The organism is Pseudomonas sp. VD-NE ins, assembly GCF_031882575.1.
Classification (GTDB): Bacteria; Pseudomonadota; Gammaproteobacteria; order Pseudomonadales; family Pseudomonadaceae; genus Aquipseudomonas; species Aquipseudomonas fluorescens_BZ.
In genome coordinates this window covers 3,253,411-3,268,930 of sequence record NZ_CP134772.1, presented here as the reverse complement: position 1 = coordinate 3,268,930, position 15,520 = coordinate 3,253,411, and the positions used below count along the sequence as shown (strand labels likewise).

Here is a 15,520-nt window from a genome sequence, read left to right as displayed (position 1 = left end):
CGCCGGCACGGGATCTGTTGGAATTAAGGTTATGCCCGTTTTTGTGAAAGGAACATGAAAAACCGGTCGGCGAATCGTTTATCTAGAACTCATACAGCCGCTGTTCAGACTTCTACCGTTTATCGTCGTTTTTAGTAGAAAAGTCCTACAGAAGTGTTCCCTTTATAGGGTAAATGTTGCAGTTGTTAGTTGCTGTGTTGAATTGTTTTTACTCAAGGCCTTTACGTTTGACTGACTTGTCCGTTGTACCGCTGCAAACCCGCCAAACCAATCCGATGACCCTGTATCTGGCGCGCCTGGCTCCCTCCAGCCAGTTGACCATGCGCTACGTTTTGCAGGATGCGGCAGACCGTCTCGGCTTTGAAGACATGAATGTCGAGGATATTCCCTGGCATGCATTACAACCTGAAGATGTTGTTGCGCTGGTTGCCGCTTTGCGCGAAGACAACTATGCGCCGAACACTTCTTCGCTGTATGTGAATGCCGTGCGCGGTGTGATGAATGAAGCCTGGCGCATGAGCCTGATTTCTCAGGATCATTTGTTGAAGATGCGTTCGGTCAAAGCCATTGCCGGCACGCGCTTGTCGCAGGGGCGCAACTTGAAGCGCACCTTGATTCACGAATTGATGGAAGTCTGCGCCGCTGATCCGCGCCCGCAAGGGCTGCGCGACGCAGCGGTGATTGCGTTGTTGTACGGCACCGGCATGCGTAAATCGGAGTCGGTGGATCTGGACTTGAATCAGGTCGACTTTACTGAGCGCAGCCTGACCGTCACCGGCAAAGGCAATAAACAACTGATCAAGTACGCGCCGGCCTGGGCGTTCGCCAAACTCGATGCGTGGCTGGAACTAAGACGCTCACAACTCAAGGAAGGCGAGAGCGACGATGCCTTTCTGTTCAACCGCATCCGTCGCGGCAGCCATATCACCCGCGAGCGCATCACCAAGCACGCGATTTACTACATCGCCCGTCAGCGGGGCACGCAGGTCGGGGTGAAGATCATGCCCCACGACTTCCGCCGCTCGTTCATCACGCGGGTGATCGAGGAGCATGATCTGTCGATCGCGCAGAAGCTCGCGCACCACAGCAACATCCAGACCACCGCCAACTACGATGTGCGCGATGACAACGAGCGGCGGCGTGCGGTGGATCGCTTCGATCTGTAATCAGCAAGCGGCGAACAGATGGGCCGCACCGAGCACCGATAACTGCACGTCGCTGCCAGCAGGCGGCGCGTGCATGCCGGAACTGCGCACCAGCAGCGAACGTCCGGGATCCTGAGTGATCGACGAGCGCAGTTCGACGGTGAGGGTGCAGGTGTTACCGGCAAAATCGCGTTCGGTGACCACGGCGGGGCAGCCTTGTGTGCCGAGTACGGCGCCGGACAACTGCAACTGTTCGGGCCTGAGCATGATCTGCGCATTGCCAATAAAGCCGTTGCTGTTCACCGGCACCTGGCCGAGATCGCAGTGGGCCAGACCGGATTCGATCCGCGCCGGCATGACCACGGCTTCACCGAGAAAATGCGCGGTCTGCTCGTCGTGGGGAAAGCGGTAAAGGTCCATCGGATGCCCGGATTGCACCAGCCGCCCGCCGCGCATCACTGCCAACTGATCGGCAAATGACAACGCTTCACCCTGATCGTGGGTCACCAGAATCGTCGTGACGCCAGCGTCCTCGAGCAAGCGCGCAACCATTTTGCGCATGGCGCTGCGCAGGCCGGTGTCGAGGGCGGAGAAGGGCTCATCGAGCAGCATCAGTCGCGGTTGTTGCGCCAATGCCCGGGCGAGGGAAACCCGTTGCTGCTGGCCGCCGGACAATTCATGCGGCCAACGGTTGGCCATGTTGGCGTCGAGCGAGACGCTGTCCATCAATGCCTTGATCCGTTCCTCTCTGGCGGTGCCGGTTAGCGTCAGGCCAAAACCGATGTTGGCGGCGACGGTCATGTGCGGAAACAGCGCGCCATCCTGAGGGACATAACCGATCTGCCGTTGATAAGCCGGCACGGCGTGAGTGCTGTCGACCAGCACCTGACCGTTGAGCGTGAGGCTACCGGCATCAGGGAATTCAAACCCGGCAATTATCCGCAGCAGCGTGGTTTTGCCTGAGCCGGACGGGCCGACAATCACCGTGCGGCTGCCGGTCGGTACGGACAGGCAGATGTCATCCAGCGCTTTCTGCGCGCCGAAGGATTTGTTCAGTGAGATCAGTTCGAGTGCGTTCATCGGCCAGCGGTGCGCCTGGATTGGTGATAGAGGAGGGCCGTCAGCGGCAGCGAGAGCAGCACCATCAACAGTGCGTACGGCGCAGCGGCGGCGTAATCGATTTCGCTGGTCATGGCCCAGAAACCGGTGGCCAAGGTGCGCGTGCCGTTAGGCGCGAGCAGCAAGGTCGCGGTCAATTCATTGGTGATCGCCAGAAACACCAGTGCAGCGCCAGCTGCTGCGCCCGGTGCGGCCAAGCGCAAAGTAATCAGCCACAAGGCGCGCAACGGCGAACGGCCGAGGCTTTGCGCAATGTTCTCCAGCTCCACCGGCGCCTGGGCAAAACCGGCACGCAGGCTGACCAATGCGCGCGGCAGGAACATCAGCAGATAGGCGAGCAACACGGTGATGGTGGTCTGGTAGATCGGCCGGGCGAAATGGATGGTCACCGTGACCAGTGCCAGCGCCACGACAATCCCCGGCAGGGAACTGGTGATGTAATTGCAGCCTTCGAGCAGACGCTGCAGTTTGCCCGGCGCGCGGATCGACAGCCAGGCAATCGGAATCGCCGCCAGACTGGTCAACAGCGCACCGGCGACGCCGAACGACAGGGTTTGCAACAGCGCGGGCACCAGTTCATCACCGCCCCACACGTCCCAGCCACCGGCAATCAACCAGCGACTCAATGTCAGCAACGGCACGCCGAGGGCGAGCAGACAGGTTAGCCCTTGCAGACCGAGCCCGAGAATCACGCTGCCACGACCGAGCCGCACCGTGCGCTGTTCGCGCGCACTGCCGGAACCCACGCGGGCATATCGCGCCTTGCCCCGGGCGGCGGATTCGACGGTGAGCATGGCCAGACAACACAACGCCAGAACACCCGCGAGCATGTTCGCCGCCGGGCCGTTGAAGGTTGATTTGAACTGATCGAAAATCGCCGTGGTAAAGGTGTCGAAGCGGATCATTGCGTACAGGCCGTACTCGGCCAGCAAGTGCAGCCCAACCAGCAACGCACCGCCGCAAATCGCCAGGCGCAACTGCGGCAACACCACCCGGAAAAACACCGCCCAGGGCTTGAGACCCAGGGATTCGGCGACGTCTTCGATCGCCGGATCAAGTCGGCGCAAGGTCGCGGCAATCGGCAAGTAAAGAAACGGAAAATAGGCGATCACCGACACCAGCACACCGGCCGGCAGTCCGTGAATCGATGGAATCAGGCTGACCCAGGCATAGCTGTGAACGAACGCCGGCACCGCCAGCGGCGCGACGGCCAGCAATGACCACAGGCGCCGACCGGGCAGGTTGGTGCGCTCGGTCAGCCATGCCAGTGCGGTGCCGAGCAGAATGCACAGCGGCAAGGTGATCAACACCAGCAGCACGGTGTTGATCAGCAGTTCCGCCACCCGTGGGCGAAACACCAACGCTTCGATAGTCGCCCAGCCAGTTGCCCACGACACACCGAGCACAAACGCGATCGGCAACAGTGACAGCAATGAAACGCCGATCGCCAGCGCAACCACCCACGACCCTCCGCGACCGGTGAGGGCGCGGGGTTTAAGTCTAAGGCTCGCGGAGGCCGTCGCTGCGACCTGCGCGGGTAGGGTTTCGGGGAGCACTTACAGGATTCCCGCCTGGGTCATCAGCTCGACGGCTTTTTTGCTATCGAGTTTCGACGCGTCGACGGTTGGCGCATCAAGATCCTTCAGCGGCGTCAGTTTCGGGTTGGACGGCGCGTCTTTGCCGACCGCGTATTCAAACGAAGTGCCGCTGTGGAGAATCTCCTGACCTTCTTTGCCGGTGATGTATTTGACGAACTTCTGCGCCTCTTCCTGATGTTTGCTGGAGGCCAGCACGCCAGCGCCGGAGGTACTGACAAACGCCCCCGGATCCTGATGTTTGAAGTAGTAAAGCTTGGTGTTCTGGCTGTTTTCGCCGGTCTTGGACTGATCGACGAAGCTGTAATAGTGGTAGATCACGCCGCTGTCGATCTGCCCGGCGTTCACTGCTTTGAGCACGGCGCTGTTGCCGCGATACACGCTGGCGTTGGTTTTCATGCCTTTGAGCCAGTCGAGCGTGGCGGCTTCGCCTTTTTGCTCGAGCACGGCGGCGACGATGGCCTGGAAGTCAGCGCCGGCCGGTGAAGCAGCCCAGCGACCTTTCCACTCCGGTCTGGCCAGATCGAGCAGGGATTTCGGCAGGTCTTTCTCAGCCAGTTTCGCCGGGTTGTAGACGAACACCGTTGAGCGCGCGGCGATGCCGATCCACTGGCCGTGGGCCGGGCGGTACGCTGCGTCCACTTGTTGCAGCGTCGCCGGAGCGATCGGCGCGAACAGCTTGGCGTTGTCGACCAATACCATCGCTGGGGAGTTTTCGGTGAGGAATACGTCTGCCGGCGAGGCCGCGCCTTCCTGCACGATCTGGTTGCCCATTTCAGTGTCGTCGCCGTTGCGAATCGTCACCGGAATCCCGGTTTCCTCGGTGAAGCCGGCCACCCAGGCTTTGGTCAGGCTTTCGTGCTGGGCGTTATAAACCAACAAGCCAACACCGTCAGCCGCACCGGCTGAGCCTGCGCTGAGCAGGGCGCTGACCAACAATGCGCGTTTCAGAAAGGACGGGACCTTTGAATTCATAACGGTGACGCTCCTGATTTTTTAGACGTTATGGGCAGGCATTCGCGGGCAGACTTCAATGCGAATGATTTGCAGATATTCAGCCGCAGGCAATGTAGAGAGGCAAATGAGAAAAAAACGTCAAACAAACCGTTAATACATGTCATTGCCATTCAGATTAGCAGCGACTCGGTGACGCGCGGTTGCCGTGCGTCATTCCGCGTCAGGCTATTCAGGAGGGATTGGGGATGTAGGCGACGCTCTGGTCGGCGCGGCCATGGAACACCTGTTCGCCGCGGGTTGGCGTGGTGCGGATGACGCGGTGATCGGCGCTCAGGTAGTCGAGTGGCAACGGATCACCACTGCGATACTGGGCAACGATGATGGTGCGTTGCGGATCCCAGTGCTGACCACTGCTGCGTTCCAGCCAGGCCAACGTCGCCGCGCTGTCGCCTGTACGTGGGAAGTCTGCGGTTTCTGCCACGTAGTAGAACGGCGCACCGCCGGTTTGCAGGTACATCGGCACTTTGTTGTCGACCTCGATCATGACCATGCGCCACTGACTCAATGGTGCCTGCTGGCTGGCCTGCTCGCGCACGGTTTCGCCGAAGCGGATCACGCCGCCACCGCTGTTGGTCCACGGATACAGCACGCCGAGTACACCGACCATCACGGCCGTGGCGACCGCAAAACCGACTTTCAAACCACGCCCTCGGAGGCTGCGCGCGGCCATGCGCCGGGTGATCCACCACGCACCGAGCAGTTGCGCGAACGGCACCAGAGGCAATACGTAATAGCTACGTCGGCTGCCGCTGGCGGTGAAAAACAGCAGCAACAGGCCAAGGCCTTGAATCAGCCAGCGGGTGTCCGGCTCGATGTTTCGCCAGTTTCGCAGCGCCACCCACAGGGCGATGATCCAGCACGGCGCCCACGGCAGGGTGTAGACCGGCAGGTACAACAAATAGGTGTAGATCGGGCCGATGTTGTCGAAGGGCTGGAAAAACCGCACAACGTTTTCCCGCAACACCAGTTCCAGACCGCTTTGCCGATAGTCAGGGGATCCGTAGACATGCGAGAGCAGGAACGGCAATCCATAAAACGCTCCGGCGATCAGCAGCGCGGCGCACAGGCGCAGGTTGAGATGGCGTTTCCAACGGCCGTTTTGCAAAAGATGCGGTAACAGCAGCAGTCCCGGCAGGATGAAACCGATCAGGCCCTTGAACAAAGACGTCAGCGCCAACAGGCCGAAAAACACCACATAGCGCCAGAACCGGGTGTCATCAGGGCCACGCCAATACCACCACACCGCCGCGAGAACACCGCAAACGGTGAGGATGTCGGCCGTCGCGACCCGCGCCCAGAAGACGAAATAGAATGTGGTCGCCAACATCCATCCGGCAATCAGCCCGGTGCCTTTGCGAAACAATTGCTCGCCCAGCAGGTACACCAGCCATACGCTGAACCACGCCGAAATGACCGACGACAAGCGCAATGACCAAGGCCCCAGGCCTCCAGTCAGCCAGGAAGTTGCGGTGATCAGCCAGTACGACAGCAATGGCTTGTCGTAGTACGGATCGCCCTTGAGATACGGGTCGAAGTAGTCACCGCTTTGCAGCATCTGCAAAGCGATATTGGCCCAGCGGGTTTCCGCGCCCCAGAGTTCGCGACTGCCCAGCCCGAGCAGCAGCATCAGGGCGGTCGCCGCCAGCAGAATCCATAACGCCCTGGGTTCTTTGGCCGTCGCGGTCATGGCTGGCGCTTGGCGAAGATGTAGATCTGCAGATTGCCGCGCTGGTAATGCTTGCCGTCAGCCGGCAACAGTTCGATTTCCTGCGCTTCCTGGGTGCTGTTGACGCGCATCACCACCGCCACCGAGCCTTTTTTGCGCGCGTCGGTCATCCATTGGCCGACGTCGTCCAGACCGACCTTGCGGGCAGCCATGGCCGGATCGTCGAGGCCGTATTTCAGTTCACCGACAGTATTGAACAGATCCACTTGCGGCCGCTTCAGACGCCACGCCAAGGCCGACGCTGCGCCAAGGTCATTGCTCAATAACGAGGATGCCTCGCTCAAGGCCTGTTGGTGCTCGGCAATAAACTGGTCGGGCATCTTGCTGTCGACGATCTGTGCCGGCATCGCGGCGGGCAGCAAGGCAATCAACAGGCCGATGCCAAGGGCCGGCATGGCCCACATCGCCAGCGGCCGCATGATTTGCAGGGCATTGGCGATGATCCAGCCGATCAGCACGATAAACACCAGCGACAGGCTGAACATCTCGGTGTTTGCGTAGATCTCTTTAGTGACCTGCAGATAGATCAGCGCAATCAAGGCAACGCTGGCAAGAACCGTATTGATCACGCCGTTCAGACGCAAAGCCTTGGTGTGGCGCTGCTCCAGCCATTTCACCACGGTGTGGCCCATGAGCAAGGCCAGCGGAAACAGGCACGGCATGATGTAGGTCGGCAGTTTGCCGCTGCTCAGGCTGAAAAAGATCAGCGGCAGCACAAACCACAACGCCAGAAACGCGGTTTTCACTTCACGCTTTTCACGCCAGGTGCGGATCAACGTCGATGGCAACAACAGCGCCCACGGCAACGTCGAAGCAAACAGCAACGGCAGATAGAACCACCACGGCCGTGCATGCTGGGCATCATCGCCAGCGGCGAAACGGCGGATGTGTTCATGCCAGAAGAAAAACCGCCAGAAGTCCGGCTCGCGCACATGTACCGCCAGTGCCCACGGCACGCTGACCAATGCGGCGACCAGCACCGCCACCGGGCCGTAGCGCAGCAGTTCGCCGAAACGGCGTTGCCAGATCATGTAGGGCAGGGCGATCAGTACCGGCAGCAGCAGGGCCAGAAAGCCCTTGGTCATCAGGCCCATGCCGCAGGCGGCACCGAGCAATGCCCAACTGCCGAGGCGGGCCTTTGTGGTGGTGCTGTCGATGGCAAACCACACCGCCACCAGACTGAGGTTGACCCACAAGGTGAACTGCGGATCGAGGTTGGCGTAGCCTGCCTGACCGGCGATCAGGCCAAAACTCATGTACAGCAAGGCACACGCTGCGCTGATGCGCGGGTTGTTCCAGAGCCGGCGCGCCAACAGGTAGGCGAGCCAGACGCTGACGCCGGTACTGAGCGCCGAAGCGATGCGCACGCCAAACAGGTTGTCACCGAAAATCGCCTGGCCGATCGCAATCATCCAGTACCCGGCAATCGGCTTCTCGAAATAGCGAATGCCCATGAAGTGCGGCGCGACCCAGTTGCCGCTCAACAGCATTTCCTGGCTGATCTGACCGTAACGGGTTTCGTCGGGGATCCACAAACCGTGGGTCATCAGCGGCAACAGATAAAACAGCACAAACGCCAGGATCAACCCGGGGATCGCCCAGCGTTCGATCAGCGAAGGAGGTTGTATCAAATGGCGGGCAGCGTGGCGCAACGGAGGGGTATCGGACGTCATGACTGAGCCTTGTGACGAATAAAAAGTATCTGGCTTAAAACACTAGAAGCCGTGGCGGTTTTTTCATTGGTTATGTGTAACGTCTAATGTCTGCCAGAACGGCGTATTGATAATGCCCAACACTGTAAGTTGTTTCCGGTTATCAATTCGTACAAGTAAGGTACTTCCATACTCCGCGGCAATCGCGTGAGGAAAACCGGTCTGTTTTTCAAAATCACTGATGCAACCGCTGTGAGTGACCAGCACAAGATTCTGCTGCGCCACTTTGCGCGCGACGATTTCATCGCGAAGTGTCGGCCCGCACGTGGCCAGCCAGTCTTCGGCAAGGGCATCGTGGCCGAACATGTAATGCGCGGTTTGCGCCGTACGGGTCAGCGGACTGCTCAACACCACGGCTTGTTGCATGCCCAGTCTGACGAAGCCTTCACCGACCGCTTGCGCCGCGCTGCTGCCCAGTTCGGTGATGCCATCCGCCGGGCCCAGGCAGGTATTGCTTGAGCGGTCACAACGTTCGGTGTGCCGCACCAGCGCAACGACTTCACCGGCCCGCCAGGCTTTTATCCATTCAGCGGTGGTGCTGCGTCCGGCATGATTGAGGTCGGTCGGCGAGCGTGGCCACCAGACAAACCCGCTGACCAGAATGGCCACAAGCACGACGCACACCAGTGCACTCCATAGCCGAAAGCGCGGCGTGCGCCGGTAGCGGAATAAATGTTTCAACTGAAATAATTGCGCCACAATGTTGCCTCTTAAAACGCCAGATAGTTCATTCAGTGCAACGCAAGGCTTGGGCAGCGAGCAACTTTACGACTGTTTACTTGAATGCTGGCTGAACACTACGCTCGAGGTCGTCTGGGCGCGGTGAAGAACATGTGAAAAAATTGCCAGAAGTTGATCGGGGCAACTAAAACGGCCATTTGATAAATAAACTCAATTGTTGTTTTTATTTATAGGAGGGCCTTACCAAGTCTGCACCGTTGCGGTGACGCTCAGGATTACCGGGCAACGGCGTAGCGCTGGGCTATCGTTGCCGTGACACGGACAAACAAGGGGCCACTCAAGCGCATGGATCTCAAGCAAAGCCTGACGAAACGGATCGTGATTGTGTTCGCGCTGATGAGCGCCTTAGTCGCCGGTGTCTTTGCATTGGGGATCGTCGCGACCGTACACGTGGTGGAGCGCAAGTTGACCACCACCACGTTGAGCGGGGGGCTACACCGGTTATTGGCAATGGACGACATCCGTCTCTGGAGCCATACACCGGAAAAAAGCGAATTGTTTTTCTTCGAGGGCGGGCAGGGGCCGTTGGCACTGACTCGACAACTGGCTGAGTTACCCTTGGGTTTTCAGGAAATCACCTTCCACGGTGATGCCTTCTACGCCATGGTCGAAGCCGTCGGCGGGCGCAAATACGTGTTGCTGCGCGATCAGGAGAGCCTCGAACAGCGTGAGCATCTGCTGTTTATTGTGGTGATCGTCGGATTCATCCTCAGCATCGTTCTGGCGCTGGTCCTCGGCCGCTTGCTCGCACGACGGGTCATGGCGCCGGTGATTCGCCTGGCCCGACAAGTGCGCCATCGCGATCAGCTCATTGAAGTGGCGCCGCCGTTGCATCCCGATTACGCCGCTGATGAAGTCGGCGAGCTGGCGCTGTCGTTCGATCAGACTTTGGGACGCCTGCGCGCCACCTTGAGCCGGGAGAAACTGTTCACCAGCGATGTCAGCCATGAACTGCGCACACCCTTGATGGTGCTAACGACGTCCTGCGAACTGCTGTTGGCCAACCCGTCGCTTGATGCCCGTTCAGGCGCACAGGTCAGCCGGATTGCCCGGGCCAGCCACGAGATGCGCCTGTTGGTCGAAACCTTTCTGATGCTGGCACGCAAGCCTGAAGAAGTTCGCGTGCAGTCCACGTGTACGCTCAAGGAAATTGCCGATGCGCAGACAGAGGTGTGGGGCCGCTTGATCCGCGAAAAAGGCCTGGAGTTTGTCTACGATCCGCAGCACGCCGGCGCCGGACGCTTCAACCTGACTTTTCTGCAATCAGTGATGGGCAACCTGTTGCGCAATGCCTGGCATTACACCGACCACGGTTACGTGCGCCTGACCCTGCTAGAAAACAGCTTCGTGGTTGAAGACAGCGGCATCGGTATTCCGGAAGAACAGCGCCATGCGATGTTCCAGCCCTTCGTGCGTGGCGATGAACAACGCGGCGAGGGGTTCGGCCTCGGGCTTTCGCTGGTGCAGCGGATCTGCAGCCAGCAACACTGGCAAGTGCAACTCACCACCCGTGAACCCAATGGCTGTCGTTTCACGGTGACGCTGATTCAGGAGGAGGGCGGACAGCCACGCGGATTGCCGGCGGCCTGACTGATCGCCGCAGCCAGGCGTTTGACGTTGTTCTGCTGGGCGCCCACCAGATCATCGATGGTCGGGCCGGACGGTGTTTGCAGGGTCGAACGGCAGGTCAGCGAGCCATTGTCAGTGGCGCCGACGGGACGCAAGCGCCATTGGGCGTCGATCAGGCCGTACTGACCGGGGATCGAGTCGAAGCGTTGCACTTCGATGCGCACCGAAACATTGCCTTGCCCACTGGTATTGCTCAATTGATCGGCCAACGCACCGCGCAACTCATCCGCCAGTGTCGCCCCCCACCAATCGGTTTCCAGAATCGCCAGGCCGCTGTCGCCCTGGCGGATAACGATTTGCGCACGGTCGACCTGCGGCGGCACGCTCAGCGCTTCAATCGGAATCTGCGCGCCGGTCCGTGTGTTGGCGATCTGCACCGGCGTCAGGGTGTGAAAGCTGATCGGGTCGCTGCGGCACGCGCCCAGCAGCATGAAGGCAGCGAGCACGGTGATCTTCAGCGGTAAAGCCATTGGGTTAGCTCCTGTGCTCAATTGCGTGGCGGTCCTTTCAGATCCAGTGGCGCGGCGTTATCGGGGCGACCACGAATCAGCGATTCCGGATGCCGGCCCAGGTAATCCGACAGCTCACGCAGCGAGCGCGACATGCGCCCGAGTTCGTCGAGAGTTTCCGTGAGTTTCTCGCGTTGCGGCGAATCTTCGGCCAACGTGGAGCTGGCGGACTGCAAGGTCTTGCTGACGTCGGCCAGAGTGCTCTGCACGCCCGGCAGGGTCTTGGCGTTGAACTGGGTCAGGCCTTTGCGCAGCTCGATCAGATTGCTGTCGAGGTTGTTGGCGATGCGATCAACCGGCAGTTTGTTGAGCTTGTCGACCACGGCTTCGAGTTTTTCCTGCAGCTGTTCGAGGCTGCCGGGAACGGTCGGTAGAACAACCGGGCGAGCGCTCGGATCGAACGCGACTTTCTCCGCTTTCGGGAAGAAGTCCAGGGCCACGTACAACTGGCCGGTCAGCAGGTTGCCACTGCGCGCCTGAGCACGCAGGCCATTGTCGATGAAGGTGCCCAGCAGGCGGATGCCGGCGGCTTCGTCGTTGGGGTCGTGTTTGAATTCGGTGAGCATCTTTTTGTAGGCCTGACCGAGACGCTGCGGGTAAATGACGATGCCGACGTTAAGCGGGAAGGTGCGTTTTTTCGCATCGAAATCCAGGTTGATGCCCACGACCCGGCCGATTTCCATACCGAGAAACTCGACCGGCGCATCGACCTTGAGTCCGCGCAGTGACTGTTCGAAACGCAACACCATGTATTGCGCCTTGCCATTCGGTGGGGCGAGGGCGCTCTGCTGGTCGGCGAACAGTTCGAAATCCTTGTCGTCGGCGGCGGCCACATCGTTGGGGCTGTAATCCGGAGCACGGAACGCAATACCGCCCACCAGCAGGGTCGACAGCGATTCGGTCTTCACGGCAAAGCCGTTGGCACCGACATTGATGTCGATGCCGCTGGCATTCCAGAAGCGGGTGTTTTCGGTGACGAACGCGTCGTTCGGCGCGTGAATGAACACCTCGATATCGACCCCTTTGCCTTCGGGGTTGAGGGCGTAAGTGACGACCTGGCCGACCGGAATCTTGCGGTAATAGACCGGTGAACCGATGTCCAGCGAACCGAGGTCCGGCGCGTGCAGCATGAAGCGCTTGCCGGGTTCGCCATAGGTGATCGGCGGCGGATTTTCCAGACCCTTGAAGTTCTTTGCGCGGCCATTGGACTGGCCGACGTCGGCGCCGATGTAGTCACCGGAAAGCAGGGTGTCGATGCCCGAAACGCCGCCGGCGCCTATGCGCGGACGCACCACCCAGAACTGTGAATCTTCGCGCGTGAAGGTTTCCGCTTGTTTGGACAGTTTGATGGTGGCGTCGACGCTTTTCTGGTCGCCACTCAACTCGACGTCCGTGACCTGACCGATGACCACGTTGCGGTATTTGACCTCGGTCTTGTTCGCCGTCAGGCCGCTGCCGGTCTTGAAGTTGACGATGATCGTCGGCCCTTCCTGCATCACGTTGTGCACCACCAGCGAGATGCCCACGAGCACCGCCACAATCGGCACAATCCAGACGAGTGAAATGCCGAAACGGCGGGTTTTGACTGGGGCTTGGCCTGGTGCTCGCGGCTCGTCGGTGGCTGACGACTTCATCCATGTCCTCCTCGATTGATTGGGCACTGAGCGTCAGGAACGCAAAAGCACCTCATCAATATAGAAGTGCTTGGCGATAGAGCAAATGTGTATAGCGCATGCACCGCGACCTGATCGTTCCCACGCTCTGCGTGGGAATGCAGCCCGTGACGCTCCGCGTCACTGGACGCAGAGCGTCCCTTGAGGCATTCCCACGCAGAGCGTGGGAACGATCAAAGCCGGGAACGATCAGATCGCGACAGCGCAGTTTGTGCTGTCAGCCGAGCATTTCCCGCAGGCGATACCAGAACATCCCCAGTGCCAGCAGTGGCGAGCGCAAGGCCGGGCCGCCGGGGAAGGTCATGTGCGGCACGCCGCTGAACACGTCCATGCCCTGGCTGTGACCGGCATGAATCGCCTCGCCTAGCAGCTTCGCGCACCAGTGGGTGACGTTCAGGCCATGGCCGGAATAGCCCTGCGCATAGAACACGTTCGGGTGCTGTTTGAGCCGGCCGACCTGCGGGAAGCGATTGGCGGCGATGCCGATCTTGCCGCCCCATTGGTAATCGATGCGCACGTCCGCCAGTTGCGGGAAGACCTTGAGCATCTTCGGCCGCATATAAGCGGCGATGTCCGCCGGGTCGCGCCCGGAATAGTGGCAGGCACCGCCGAACAGCAAGCGTCGGTCCGCCGAGAGCCGGTAGTAATCGAGGCCGACTTTCTGGTCGCACACCGCCAGATTGTGTGGAATCAGCTGCGCGGCGCGCGCCTCGGACAACGGTTCGGTGGCGATGATGTAACTGCCGGCCGGCAGCACCTTGCCACTGAGTTGTTGTTCGAGCTCGTCCAGATGCGCATTGCAGCCGAGCACCAGACTGCCAGCTCGCACCGTGCCGGTTGCGCAACGCACCTGCACGGTTGCGCCGTGGATGATTTCCAGCACTTCGCTCTGCTCGAAAATTCTAACGCCGAGCGACGCTGCCAATCGCGCTTCGCCTTGCACCAGATCCAGCGGGTGCAGATGACCGGAACCCATGTCCACGAGGCCGCCGGCATAGATTTCGGAGTTGACCACCTGCTGGCGGACCTGCTCCGGGCCGATCAGTCGGGTTTCGTGGGCATAGCCGAGTTCAGCGAGGTCGACCAATTCGTCCTTGTAGGCGTCGAACTGCGCAGGGGTGTTGGCCAGATCGCAGAAGCCCCAGCGCAGATCACACTCGATGCCGTTGTCGCCGATGCGCTGCCGCACCAGCTCCACCGAATCAATGCCGGCGCGCTGCAAGTAACGCACGCCTTCCTGACCGACATACTTGGCAAACCCGGTGACGTCATGACCGATCCCGCGAATCAACTGGCCGCCATTGCGCCCACTGGCGCCCCAGCCGATGCGCCGGGCTTCGATCAACACCACCGAGAGCCCGCGCCGGGCCAGTTCGATGGCCGTGTTGACGCCGGTGAACCCGCCACCGATCACACAGACATCGGCAGTCAAGTCTCCGTCCAGCAGCGGATAAGGTGTGCTCGCCCGGGCCGAAGCGGCGTAGTAGGAGCGGGCGTGTTCCTGGGTGTACTGATTCATTTGTTCGACTTCACTTTGCTCCAGGACCGGGTCATCAGACGCATGATCGCCTGGGGCGGGGTGGTAGAAATGTAAAGCTTGTCGAGGACTTCTTGAGGCGGATAGACCTCAGGATTGTTGACCAGCTCCGGATCCATGTATTGCTTGGCGGCCGGGTTCGGGTTGGCGTAACCGACCGAGGCGCTGACTTTGGCGATCACTTGCGGATCGAGCAGGTAATTGATGAAGGCGTGGGCTTCTTTGGTGTTGCTCGCATCGGCCGGAATGGCCAACAGATCGAACCAGAGGTTGGCGCCTTCTTTCGGAATGGCGTAAGCGATGTTCACGCCGTTCTTGGCTTCCTTGGCGCGGTTGGCGGCCTGGAACACGTCGCCGGAATAACCGAACGCCACACAGATATCGCCATTGGCCAGGTCCGACACGTATTTCGAGGAATGGAAATAGGTGATGTACGGGCGGATGCTCAGCAGCTTCGCTTCCGCCTTTTTATAGTCTTCCGGGTTTTCGCTACGCGGGTCCATGCCCATGTAATTGAGCACGGCGGGGAAGACTTCGTCGGCGGAGTCCATCATCGACACGCCGCACTGGGTGAGTTTTTTCAGGTTCTCAGGCTCGAACAGCACGGCCCAGGAATCGATGTGGTCGATGCCCAGCACTTGCTTGACCTTATCGACGTTGTAGCCGATGCCGTTGGTGCCCCATAGATACGGCACGGAGTGCGCGTTACCCGGATCGTTTTTTTCCAGCAGCTCAAGCAGCATCGGATCGAGGTTTTTCCAGTTCGGCAGTTGCGAACGGTCGAGTTTGAGGAACGCCCCGGCCTTTACCTGGCGAGCAAGAAAGTGGTTGGACGGCACCACCACGTCATACCCGGTGCGCCCGGCGAGAAGCTTGCCTTCGAGGGTTTCGTTGGAATCGAAAACGTCGTAGATCACCTTGATCCCGGTTTTGCTCTGGAAGTCGGCGAGGGTGGTTTCGCCGATGTAGTCGGTCCAGTTGTAGACGCTGACCGTCGGTTGGGCGTGAGCTACAGCGCTGAACAGCACGCTCAGGGCGACCGGGAGTACGGATTTCAACAGACGCATATCGACACCTCTTCTTATAATGATCGTTCCCACGCTCTGCGTGGGAATGC

At 60.0% G+C, this 15,520-nt stretch carries 12 protein-coding genes; 2 read left to right on the top strand and 10 right to left on the bottom strand.

What is annotated here, in order from left to right; genetic code table 11:
- Positions 1 to 275: 275 nt before the first annotated feature.
- A complete protein-coding gene (xerC, locus tag RMV17_RS14420) occupies positions 276 to 1,166 on the top strand; it encodes a tyrosine recombinase XerC (protein ID WP_150649579.1) in 891 nt (296 codons plus the stop codon).
- On the opposite strand, the gene RMV17_RS14415 is transcribed toward xerC, so the two are convergent.
- The 6 genes from RMV17_RS14415 to RMV17_RS14390 form a co-directional block, all read right to left on the bottom strand.
- A complete protein-coding gene (locus tag RMV17_RS14415) occupies positions 1,167 to 2,225 on the bottom strand; it encodes an ABC transporter ATP-binding protein (RefSeq protein ID WP_311886962.1) in 1,059 nt (352 codons plus the stop codon).
- Positions 2,222 to 3,820, bottom strand: coding sequence for an ABC transporter permease (locus tag RMV17_RS14410; protein ID WP_108224673.1), 1,599 nt, complete (start codon positions 3,818 to 3,820; stop codon positions 2,222 to 2,224). Before RMV17_RS14410 ends, RMV17_RS14415 begins: the two co-directional genes overlap by 4 nt.
- Positions 3,821 to 4,834 carry an iron ABC transporter substrate-binding protein gene (locus tag RMV17_RS14405; RefSeq protein ID WP_311886961.1) on the bottom strand — a complete coding sequence of 338 codons (1,014 nt, stop codon included), beginning with the start codon at positions 4,832 to 4,834 and terminating at the stop codon, positions 3,821 to 3,823. It abuts the gene before it with no gap.
- Between the two features lie 211 nt (positions 4,835 to 5,045).
- Positions 5,046 to 6,563, bottom strand: a complete 1,518-nt coding sequence (locus tag RMV17_RS14400) for a glycosyltransferase family 39 protein (protein ID WP_311886960.1) — start codon at positions 6,561 to 6,563, stop codon at positions 5,046 to 5,048.
- On the bottom strand, positions 6,560 to 8,275 hold the full coding sequence (gene arnT, locus RMV17_RS14395; protein ID WP_311886959.1) for a lipid IV(A) 4-amino-4-deoxy-L-arabinosyltransferase: 1,716 nt from the start codon (positions 8,273 to 8,275) through the stop codon (positions 6,560 to 6,562). The genes RMV17_RS14400 and arnT overlap by 4 nt, the downstream gene beginning before the upstream one ends.
- A 63-nt stretch (positions 8,276 to 8,338) precedes the next feature.
- Positions 8,339 to 8,938: a histidine phosphatase family protein gene (locus tag RMV17_RS14390; RefSeq protein WP_311886958.1), complete on the bottom strand. Its 600-nt coding sequence runs from the start codon at positions 8,936 to 8,938 to the stop codon at positions 8,339 to 8,341.
- Between the two features lie 402 nt (positions 8,939 to 9,340).
- On the opposite strand from RMV17_RS14390, the gene RMV17_RS14385 reads away from it, so the two are divergent.
- Positions 9,341 to 10,645, top strand: coding sequence for a HAMP domain-containing sensor histidine kinase (locus RMV17_RS14385; protein ID WP_311886957.1), 1,305 nt, complete (start codon positions 9,341 to 9,343; stop codon positions 10,643 to 10,645).
- Here the strand turns inward: RMV17_RS14385 and RMV17_RS14380 are convergent.
- The 4 genes from RMV17_RS14380 to RMV17_RS14365 form a co-directional block, all read right to left on the bottom strand.
- The gene (locus RMV17_RS14380) at positions 10,603 to 11,154 is read right to left on the bottom strand and encodes a PqiC family protein (RefSeq protein ID WP_311886956.1); all 552 of its coding nucleotides are present in this window, start codon (positions 11,152 to 11,154) and stop codon (positions 10,603 to 10,605) included. The genes RMV17_RS14385 and RMV17_RS14380 overlap by 43 nt on opposite strands.
- Positions 11,155 to 11,171: 17 nt before the next feature.
- The gene (locus RMV17_RS14375; RefSeq protein ID WP_311886955.1) at positions 11,172 to 12,827 is read right to left on the bottom strand and encodes an MlaD family protein; all 1,656 of its coding nucleotides are present in this window, start codon (positions 12,825 to 12,827) and stop codon (positions 11,172 to 11,174) included.
- Between the two features lie 256 nt (positions 12,828 to 13,083).
- On the bottom strand, positions 13,084 to 14,385 hold the full coding sequence (locus tag RMV17_RS14370) for an FAD-binding oxidoreductase (RefSeq protein WP_311886954.1): 1,302 nt from the start codon (positions 14,383 to 14,385) through the stop codon (positions 13,084 to 13,086).
- Positions 14,382 to 15,470, bottom strand: a complete 1,089-nt coding sequence (locus RMV17_RS14365) for a polyamine ABC transporter substrate-binding protein (RefSeq protein ID WP_311886953.1) — start codon at positions 15,468 to 15,470, stop codon at positions 14,382 to 14,384. Before RMV17_RS14365 ends, RMV17_RS14370 begins: the two co-directional genes overlap by 4 nt.
- Positions 15,471 to 15,520 lie beyond the last annotated feature (50 nt).

Bases quoted from the DNA above. Each gene is read 5' to 3' on its own strand.
- RMV17_RS14400 (WP_311886960.1), bottom strand. From the start codon at position 6,563: ATGACCGCGACGGCCAAAGAACCCAGGGCGTTATGGATTCTGCTGGCG.
- RMV17_RS14405 (WP_311886961.1), bottom strand. From the start codon at position 4,834: ATGAATTCAAAGGTCCCGTCCTTTCTGAAACGCGCATTGTTGGTCAGC.
- arnT (WP_311886959.1), bottom strand. From the start codon at position 8,275: ATGACGTCCGATACCCCTCCGTTGCGCCACGCTGCCCGCCATTTGATA.
- RMV17_RS14415 (WP_311886962.1), bottom strand. From the start codon at position 2,225: ATGAACGCACTCGAACTGATCTCACTGAACAAATCCTTCGGCGCGCAG.
- RMV17_RS14385 (WP_311886957.1), top strand. From the start codon at position 9,341: ATGGATCTCAAGCAAAGCCTGACGAAACGGATCGTGATTGTGTTCGCG.
- RMV17_RS14365 (WP_311886953.1), bottom strand. From the start codon at position 15,470: ATGCGTCTGTTGAAATCCGTACTCCCGGTCGCCCTGAGCGTGCTGTTC.
- xerC (WP_150649579.1), top strand. From the start codon at position 276: ATGACCCTGTATCTGGCGCGCCTGGCTCCCTCCAGCCAGTTGACCATG.
- RMV17_RS14370 (WP_311886954.1), bottom strand. From the start codon at position 14,385: ATGAATCAGTACACCCAGGAACACGCCCGCTCCTACTACGCCGCTTCG.
- RMV17_RS14380 (WP_311886956.1), bottom strand. From the start codon at position 11,154: ATGGCTTTACCGCTGAAGATCACCGTGCTCGCTGCCTTCATGCTGCTG.
- RMV17_RS14375 (WP_311886955.1), bottom strand. From the start codon at position 12,827: ATGAAGTCGTCAGCCACCGACGAGCCGCGAGCACCAGGCCAAGCCCCA.